The organism is Frateuria sp. (assembly GCF_035695185.1).
Classification (GTDB): Bacteria; Pseudomonadota; Gammaproteobacteria; order Xanthomonadales; family Rhodanobacteraceae; genus Frateuria_A.
The window spans coordinates 1-8089 of sequence record NZ_DASSES010000221.1 but is presented as its reverse complement, the minus strand read 5'-3'; the positions used below and the strand labels follow the sequence as shown (position 1 = coordinate 8089).

At 68.7% G+C, this 8089-nt stretch carries 9 protein-coding genes and 1 tRNA gene; 5 read left to right on the top strand and 5 right to left on the bottom strand.

The window, feature by feature from the left end:
- The 3 genes from VFH59_RS18450 to pcnB form a co-directional block, all read right to left on the bottom strand.
- Positions 1-309 (bottom strand): 3-methyl-2-oxobutanoate hydroxymethyltransferase (locus VFH59_RS18450; RefSeq protein ID WP_325166395.1); only part of this gene is annotated, 309 nt, incomplete at its 3' end.
- A 130-nt stretch (positions 310-439) separates the two neighbouring features.
- The gene (gene folK / locus VFH59_RS18445) at positions 440-922 is read right to left on the bottom strand and encodes a 2-amino-4-hydroxy-6-hydroxymethyldihydropteridine diphosphokinase (protein ID WP_325166394.1); all 483 of its coding nucleotides are present in this window, start codon (positions 920-922) and stop codon (positions 440-442) included.
- Positions 923-932: 10 nt separating this feature from the next.
- The gene (gene pcnB, locus VFH59_RS18440) at positions 933-2273 is read right to left on the bottom strand and encodes a polynucleotide adenylyltransferase PcnB (RefSeq protein ID WP_325166393.1); all 1341 of its coding nucleotides are present in this window, start codon (positions 2271-2273) and stop codon (positions 933-935) included.
- A 178-nt stretch (positions 2274-2451) separates the two neighbouring features.
- Between pcnB and VFH59_RS18435 the strand changes: the two genes are divergently transcribed.
- Both VFH59_RS18435 and fdxA read left to right on the top strand, forming a co-directional pair.
- Positions 2452-2527: transfer RNA gene (locus tag VFH59_RS18435), tRNA-Glu, on the top strand.
- A gap of 185 nt (positions 2528-2712) precedes the next feature.
- The gene (gene fdxA / locus VFH59_RS18430; protein WP_231351296.1) at positions 2713-3036 is read left to right on the top strand and encodes a ferredoxin FdxA; all 324 of its coding nucleotides are present in this window, start codon (positions 2713-2715) and stop codon (positions 3034-3036) included.
- 318 nt (positions 3037-3354) lie between these two features.
- Here fdxA and VFH59_RS18425 read toward each other — a convergent pair whose 3' ends face one another.
- Both VFH59_RS18425 and dapA read right to left on the bottom strand, forming a co-directional pair.
- On the bottom strand, positions 3355-3933 hold the full coding sequence (locus VFH59_RS18425; protein ID WP_325166392.1) for a hypothetical protein: 579 nt from the start codon (positions 3931-3933) through the stop codon (positions 3355-3357).
- Positions 3934-3975: 42 nt separating this feature from the next.
- Positions 3976-4869 (bottom strand): 4-hydroxy-tetrahydrodipicolinate synthase, encoded by an 894-nt coding sequence (gene dapA / locus VFH59_RS18420; RefSeq protein WP_325166391.1) that lies wholly within the window; start codon positions 4867-4869, stop codon positions 3976-3978.
- Positions 4870-5055: 186 nt separating this feature from the next.
- Here dapA and VFH59_RS18415 point away from each other — a divergent pair, with 186 nt between their 5' ends.
- The 3 genes from VFH59_RS18415 (at position 5056) to VFH59_RS18405 (ending at position 7835) form a co-directional block, all read left to right on the top strand.
- Positions 5056-5613 (top strand): glycine cleavage system protein R, encoded by a 558-nt coding sequence (locus VFH59_RS18415; protein WP_325166390.1) that lies wholly within the window; start codon positions 5056-5058, stop codon positions 5611-5613.
- A 208-nt stretch (positions 5614-5821) separates the two neighbouring features.
- Complete coding sequence (locus tag VFH59_RS18410; protein WP_325166389.1) at positions 5822-6283, top strand: peroxiredoxin; 462 nt, start codon at positions 5822-5824, stop codon at positions 6281-6283.
- A gap of 172 nt (positions 6284-6455) precedes the next feature.
- Positions 6456-7835: a PhoH family protein gene (locus VFH59_RS18405; RefSeq protein ID WP_325166388.1), complete on the top strand. Its 1380-nt coding sequence runs from the start codon at positions 6456-6458 to the stop codon at positions 7833-7835.
- Positions 7836-8089 lie beyond the last annotated feature (254 nt).

The following is an 8089-nucleotide window of genomic DNA, read 5'->3' as shown; positions in this document are numbered from 1 at the left end:
CACGTCCCGATCGGCCATGAAAGGAAGGTCTGCGATCAGCAGCGTGGAGGCCAGCCCTCGCGCCACCGCGCGGGTGTGATAGACCATGTCTTCCAGCGTCACCGGCAGCGTGCTGCGGTGGCCCTGCACCACCATGCCCAGCGAATCGCCGACCAGCGCCACGTCCACCCCCGCGGCCTCGAGCTGCCAGGCGAAGCTGGCGTCGTAGGCGGTCAACATGACGATCTTGCGCCCCTGCGTCTTCATCGCGCGCAGGCCCGGCACGGTCACCGGCTTGCGGGCGGGAACGGTGGCGTTGTCCACGTACACGGCAGTTCCTCGGGGGGCGGGGGAGCAGGCGATTATCCGGCGCGCGGGTATCAAAGGCCAGGCGGCCGCGGCAGCCCTTGCGGGAGCCCGTTCCCGGCGCGGTCGCGTGCCCCGGGCACCGCCGGGTGCGCTACGGCAGCGCTTCGCAGCCGGTGGCGTCGGCCGCGGCGAGCAGGTCGACCACCCTGCCCTGTCCGGGCACCTCCAGGTCGGGCGCCAGCTCCGCCAGCGGCAGCAGCACGAAGGCGCGCTGCGCGATACGCGGGTGCGGCAAGGTCAGGCGCTGGTCGCTCAGCATGGCGCCGTCCATGTGCAGCAGGTCCAGGTCCAGGGTGCGCGGCCCCCAGCGCTCGCCATCGCGCACGCGGCCGGCGGCGCGCTCGATCTGCAACAGCGCGTCGAGCAGCTCGTGGGGCCCGAGCCCGGTATCGAGTTCCGCCGCCGCGTTGAAGAACGGCGGCTGCTCGCGCAGGCCCCACGGTGGCGTGCGGTAGATGCGCGAATGCGCCACCAGGCGCGTGCGCGGCAGCGAGCCCAGGGCGTCGAGCGCCTGGCGCAGGGTCGCTTGCGCATCGCCGAGGTTGCCACCCAGCGCGACGAAAACCCGGGTCATCGGCGGCGGATCAGGCCGAGCCGGACTTGCCCGGCGGCTTGCGCCGGCGGCGCTTGCGCGGCGCAGCGCCGGGCGCTCCGGCGGACGTCCCCGCGCCGGCCGGCAGGGCCGACGCCAGCACGTCCTGCGGCAGTTGCTGGGCATGCGCCCACCACTGGCCCAGTTCGCGCAGTGCGGGCGACTCGGCCGCGCGCAGCAGCAGGAAGTCGAAGGCGGCTCGGAAGCGCGGGTGCGCCATCAGGCGGAACACCCGCTTGCGCTGGACCTGTTCGAAGCGCGGCTGCAGCGACCAGATCTCTTCCATCGTGATGGTGAAGCGGCGCGGGATCGCCACGCGCTGGCACTGCTCGCCCACCACGTGGGCGGCGGCGCGTGCCCAGGCCTCGTTACCGTCGACGCCCTTGGCCACCCAGGCATGCGCCAGGTCGCGCACTTCACCCCAGAGCAGCACCGCGAACAGGAACGCCGGCGTCACCGACTTGCCTTCGGCGATGCGCTGGTCGGTGTTGGCCAGCCCCTGCTCGATCAGCGAGCGCAGTGCCTCGTCGCCACGCTTGAGCGCGCGCGCGGTGGCCGGAAACAGGAACTTCAGCAGCCCGCACTGCTCGAGCATGCGGAAGCTCTTCAGGCCATTGCCGGCCAGGAACATCTTGAGCGATTCATCGAACAGCCGCGCCGGCGCCGCATCGCCGAGCAACGGCCCGAGCTCGGCGAACGGCGCGGATGCCTTCGGGTCGATGCTGAAGCCGAGCTTGGCCGCCAGGCGCGCCGCACGCAGCATGCGTACCGGGTCCTCGCGGTAGCGCGTGGCCGGATCGCCGATCAGGTGCAGCACGCGGTCGTTCAGATCCTGCATGCCGCCGACGTAGTCGCGCACCGAGAAATCGCTGATGTCGTAGTACAGGGCGTTGACCCGGAAGTCGCGGCGCACCGCGTCCTCCTCGATCGAGCCCCAGACGTTGTCGCGCACGATCAGCCCGTCGACGATGTGGCGCTCGCCCTCGCTGGCCTCGTCCTCGCCGGTGCCCCGGAAGGTCGCCACCTCGATGATCTCCGGCCCGAACACCACGTGCGCCAGTCGGAAACGCCGCCCGATCAGCCGGCAGTTGCGGAAGAGTTTCTTGACCTCGTCCGGCGTGGCGTTGGTCGCCACGTCGAAATCCTTCGGGTGGCCGCCCAGCAGCAGGTCGCGCACGGCGCCCCCCACCAGGAAAGCGTCGTAGCCGGCATCGTGGAGGCGGTAGAGCACGCGCAGCGCGGCCTTGCTGATGTTCTTGCGGGAGATCACGTGCTGCTCGCGCGGAACGATGGCGGGCACGGGCGTGACGGAAGTCCTTGCTTCTGGGTTCAAGCGGTCTGGATCCTTGGCGGCGCGTGGCGCCGATGCAACCAATCGCGGCGCAATGCGCTGCGTCCGTCCGCGCGGCTTCGGAGGCCGGCGGCTGTTCCGGACGGCAGTGCGAAGAGCCCTTGACGGGGCATTGCCGGGCGAAACAATTCCGCTATACTAGCGCGCCTCGCAGCTCTGCGCTCCCTTCGTCTAGTGGCCTAGGACACCGCCCTCTCAAGGCGGGAACACGAGTTCGAACCTCGTAGGGAGCGCCACTGTTTTTGCAATCGTCCATGATTGCCGCTGTCTGGAAGGGTCTCGGTAAACCCTTAGCTCCTGGCCACCGGCTAGACTAGAAGCGGCCATCCATGGCCGCACTCTTCACAAGGAGCAGCGCTCCGGCCGGCGTTTCAGAGCAGCGCCGTCGGACACTTCTCCACCGCCGACTCGAGCCGCCTCCATGACCTTTGTCGTCACCGACAACTGCATCAAGTGCAAGTACACCGATTGCGTCGAGGTCTGCCCGGTCGATGCCTTCCATGAAGGCCCGAATTTCCTCGTGATCAACCCGGACGAGTGCATCGACTGCACGCTGTGCGAGCCGGAGTGCCCGATCAACGCGATCTACCCGGAGGACGACGTGCCGGCCGGACAGGAACAGTTCGTGGCGATCAATGCCGAGCTGTCGCGCGATTGGCCGGTGATCACCGAGCGCAAGGATGGCCTGCCCGACGCCAAGGAGTGGGAAGGCAAGCCGGACAAGCTCCGGTTGCTGGAACGCTGAGGCACCGGCCACCGGTTCCTGCAACGCCGCCCCCGGGCGGCGTTCTCGTGTGCGGTCCCGCGAAGCGTTTCGATGTCGCCCTCCGGGCTACGCTCGATGCGAACGGACCTCCCGCCTCTGCTGCCCGCCCCAGACTCCGTGTTCCCCGCTCCGTGGTTCGCGCCCCCTGCCCCCTTCCCCCTTCCCCCTTCCCCCTTCCCCCTTCCCCGTTCGCCCTGAGCGCAGGCGCGCAGCGCCGAAGTCGAAGGGCCGCTCCGGAAGCCCAAAAAGCAAAACGCCGCCCCGAAGGCGGCGTCCGGCAAACGGCTGCAGGGGCGATCAGCCGCCGAGCTTCGACTTCAGCGTATCGACCACCTTGGCCACGGCCGCGGCCTGGCCCTGCGCGCGCACCTCGCTCGCGTTGTCGCCGCTGGCGGTGACGGTCACCTGCACCTGGCGCGAGGCCTTGCCGGCCCCGGCCGCATCGCCCTTGCCGTTGCGGTGGAACAGGCGGCTGAAGAAGCCGCGCTTCTTGCCCGGCACTGCGGCCACGTTCACCGAATAGCTGTGCGCGGCATCGTCGTGCGCGGTGACCTGGCCCACCTCGGCCAGCGCCTCGCCGACGCGGTGATAGGCGTTGTCCGCCGTGTCGGAAAGCACGAAGCCGTCGGCGATCGTGCCGCCGGCAGCCCCCACGTCGGCCGTCACGCCCGCGCTGGTCGGGCTGTTCGCGCCCGGCGGCGGAATCACCAGCGCATCGCTCGCCGTCGGCGTATCCAGCCCCGGCGGGATTTCCAGCGGGGACTCCTGGCGCGCGGTCTCCCAGGCCTTGTGCGAGCGGAACATGCCGCAGCCGGACAGCAACAGGCCGCTAATGACCAGGACCGGCAGGGTAATGACGAGCGAGGTTTTCTTCATGGAGTGGTTTTCCGAAAAAGGAATCAAACGGCGACCGGAAGATCAGGCGTCGGCCACCAAGGATGCCAGAGCCGCCAGCGCTTCGCGCAGACGCCTGCGGTCCGCGCCGTCGGCCAGTTCGACCAGCGGCAACCGTGGCCGCGCCGAACCGAGCCCCAGCGCGGGCAACATGGCCTTCACCGCGATCGGGTTGGGCGCGCAGTTGAGCGCCTGCACCAGCGGATCGAGCCGGTCGTGCACGCGCCCGGCCGCCTCACGGTCGCCCGCGGTGGCCGTGTCGCACAGCTCGCGGAACACGTGCGGCACCAGGTTGACCACCACCGACACGGTACCCGCCGCACCGGCCAGCATCGCCTTGCCGGCCGTGCCGTCGTCGCCGGACAGGTAGACGAAATCCGCGCGTGCAAGTTCCGCAAGCGCGTGGATGCGCTCGTCCGTGGCGACCGCCTCCTTGATGCCAAGGATGGCCGGGTGATCGCGCAGCTGCGCGACGGTCCCGGGCAGCAGGTCGCAGGCGGTGCGCGAAGGCACGTTGTAGAGCAGTACCGGCAGGCCGCCATGCTCGGCGACCTCCAGGAAGTGCCGGCGCAGCCCCTCCTGCGTGGGACGCACGTAATAGGGAGCGACCACCAGCGCCGCGTCGGCACCCAGCGCAGCCGCCCGGCGGGTCAGCGCCACGGTGCGTGCGGTGCCGGCCTCGCCGGTGCCCGCGATCACCGGCGCGCGGCCGGCGACGCGCTCCACCGCGAACGCCAGCAGGCGGTCGAATTCGTCGTGCTCGAGCATGTGCGCCTCACCGGTCGACCCGGCGACAACGACCGCCTGCGTGCCCCCGGCGAGCTGGTAGTCGAGCAACCGTCCGAAGGCCGGCAGGTCGAGCGAGCCATCGGCGGCAAACGGTGTCGCCAGCGCGCAGATGCTTCCACGAATGTCCAAGACGCGATTCCGGCCTGAAGGCAAGCGGAGGATGGTACTGGTGGCCGGCGTACAGGGAAAGGGACGGTCCGCCGACGGCCGGCGCCCCGCCGATGGCGGACTGGCCCGTCGGCCCTACGATTTCCCGTGTATCCCGGCTAAGCTGGCTGGATTCCGCCTTGCGGGATCCTCAACAGGTAACCCTCCTTGAACCGTCCCTCCGCGCGCGCCGGCAACGACAACCAGCTGCTGATCCACACGCTCACCCCGGCGTCGCACACGCCGCTGCTCACGCTGACCAAGCGTATCGCCGACGCCGGTTGCAGCCTGTCCGACGCGCGCGTGTCGACCATCGGCAACGACACCTCGCTGCTGATGCTCGCCTCGGGCGCCTGGGACGCGATCGCCAAGCTGGAAACCGCGCTGGCCAAGCTCGGCCGCGACGAGGAACTGCGCCTGTCGCACTACCGCACCGGCCCGCGCGAACAGAACGGCACGCTGCTCCCCTACCTGGTCGAAGTGGTGGCGGCCGACCGCCCCGGCATCCTGGTGAAGGTGGTGGAGTTCTTCAGCCGCCACGACATCCGCGTGGAACAGCTGAGCTCGATGCGCTACCAGGCCATGCAGACCGGCGCGCAGATGTTCCAGGCGCAGATCACCATCGGCATCCCTTCGCAGATCCACCTGGCCACGCTGCGCGACGATTTCCTGGAGCTCTGCGACGGGCTCAACCTCGACGCGATCATGGATCCGGTGAAGTTCTAAGAAGGCGACCGTCGACCCGGCCACGCCGGAGCGCCCCGGGCGCCCGCGCACCGGTTTCGGAGCGCCTGCGCCATGGCCCCTCCACAAGCGCCAAGCATCGCGCGTGGCGCCGGTGCCGGCAACCCTGTTGCACACGACGTCAGGCGCGTTAGTCTTCGCCCGGAGGCGCATGGTGCGCCTGCTTTCCGACCGACCTCGCGGAGACCCCATGCCCGAAATCGGCAAACCGATTCCCCCCCTGATCGGCACCACCGGCGACGACACCGAGCTGGAACTTTCCGAACTCAAAGGCCGCTGGACGGTGGTCTACTTCTACCCGAAGGATTCCACCCCCGGGTGCACCACCGAGGCGCAGGATTTCCGCGACCTCTACGACGAGTTCCGCAAGCGCCATGCCGAGATCGTCGGCGTCTCGCGCGACTCGGTCACCTCGCACGCCAACTTCGCCGACAAGCAGGCGCTGCCCTTCCCGCTGATCGCCGACACCAACGAGACCTGGTGCAAGGCGTTCGACGTGATCCACGAGAAAGTGCTTTACGGCAAGACCCACATGGGGATCGTGCGGAGCACCTTCCTGATCGACCCGAAAGGCCATCTCGCGCAGGAATGGCGCGGCGTGAAAGTCCCTGGCCATGCCCAGGCCGTGCTGGACGCCATCCCCGCCAAGTGAAGCACTCCGGCACTTTCGAACATTCCCTTCGCGCGGCATTGCGCCGTGCCTCCCGGCGGCCTGCGACACCTCGAGCCGGGGCGACAGAAGCCATTCGAACGGCTCTGTTGCCCCGACCCCTGGCGTCCAGGCCGCTTTTCTTTGCTCCGACCCGAAGCGAGGCCTCTTCCGCATGACCGGAAGCAAGCGTATCTACGCACTCGACACCAATGTGCTGCTTCACGACCCCACGTCGCTGTTCCGCTTCGAGGAACACGACGTGTTCATTCCCATGACCGTGCTGGAGGAACTGGACGAAAAGAAGAAGGGCGCCTCGGAGGTCTCGCGCAACGGCCGCCAGGTCAGCCGCTTCATCAACGAGCTGATCGAGCGCGGCAACGGCCACGGCATCAGCAACGGGCTGGACCTGTCCAACCCCCAGGGCGTGAACCTCAAGCGCGGCGACGCGGTCGGCAAGCTGTACTTCCAGCAACGCGCCACCAACGGCCACGGCAAGGCGGACAACCTGATCCTCTCGGCGGTGATCGAACTGCGCGAGCAGCACCCGGACCGCCAGGTGATCCTGGTCAGCAAGGACATCAACCTGCGCATCAAGGCCAAGATCTACGGCATCGATGCGGAGGACTACGAGAACGACCGCGCGCTCGACGATTTCGCGCTGCTCTACACCGGTTCGACCGGACTGACCGAGGATTTCTGGGATCGCCACCCGGAAGTGCAGTCCTGGTCCGAGCGCGGGCGCACTTTCTACAAGGTGGACCGCCGCGAGGATGAGGACTGGCATCCCAACCAGTGCCTGTTCCTTCCCGGCGACAACAGCGTCGAGCTGCGCGTGCTGCGGGTGGACGAGCAGCACGCCACACTGGTGCTGCTGGACGACCACAGCCATCCCAGCCACAGCGTGTGGGGCATCGCCGCGCGCAACCGCGAGCAGAACTTCGCGCTCAACGTGCTGATGGACCCGGACGTCGACTTCGTCACCCTGCTGGGCACCGCCGGCACCGGCAAGACCCTGCTGGCGCTGGCCGCGGGCCTCGCGCAGGTTATGGACCAGCAGCGCTACCGCGAGATCATCATGACCCGGGCCACCGTCTCGGTCGGCGAGGACATCGGCTTCCTGCCGGGTACCGAGGAGGAAAAGATGACGCCGTGGATGGGCGCGCTCACCGACAACCTGGAAGTGCTCGCCAATCCCGAGGAAGGCGGCTCGTGGGGACGCCAGGCCACCAACGACCTGCTCGCCTCGCGCATCAAGATCCGCTCGCTCAACTTCATGCGCGGTCGCACCTTCCTGTCGCGCTACCTGATCATCGACGAGGCACAGAACCTCACGCCCAAGCAGATGAAGACACTGATCACCCGCGCCGGCCCCGGCACCAAGATCGTCTGCCTGGGCAACGTCGAGCAGATCGACACGCCCTACCTCACCGAAACGACCTCGGGCCTGACCTACGCGGTGGATCGCTTCAAGAACTGGGAGCATTCGGCGCACATCACGCTGCGGCGCGGCGAGCGCTCGCGGCTGGCCGACTTCGCCTCCGAAGCGCTTTGACGGCACGGCGGGCTCCCCGCCCGCCGCTTCTTTGCAGGAGCGCACCCTGCGCGACCGCAGTGGCACCCGGTCGCGCACGGGGGCGCTCCTGCACCCCCCGCGCCCTTGCGGCAGTGCCGCAAGCCACCCGCAGGCAACCGCCTGCCTGTTCACGCCAAGTGCGCATCCACTCGCCGATAACTGCGCCTCCCGGCGCTGCGCATGCATGCTGCAGTGCAAGAATACGCTACAGTACGGACATGACCATCCAGCCC

What these genes read in the sequence shown, in the direction of transcription:
- folK (WP_325166394.1), bottom strand. Translation starts at nt 922, where the DNA reads ATGACCCGGGTTTTCGTCGCGCTGGGTGGCAACCTCGGCGATGCGCAA.
- fdxA (WP_231351296.1), top strand. Translation starts at nt 2,713, where the DNA reads ATGACCTTTGTCGTCACCGACAACTGCATCAAGTGCAAGTACACCGAT.
- VFH59_RS18425 (WP_325166392.1), bottom strand. Translation starts at nt 3,933, where the DNA reads ATGAAGAAAACCTCGCTCGTCATTACCCTGCCGGTCCTGGTCATTAGC.
- VFH59_RS18410 (WP_325166389.1), top strand. Translation starts at nt 5,822, where the DNA reads ATGCCCGAAATCGGCAAACCGATTCCCCCCCTGATCGGCACCACCGGC.
- VFH59_RS18405 (WP_325166388.1), top strand. Translation starts at nt 6,456, where the DNA reads ATGACCGGAAGCAAGCGTATCTACGCACTCGACACCAATGTGCTGCTT.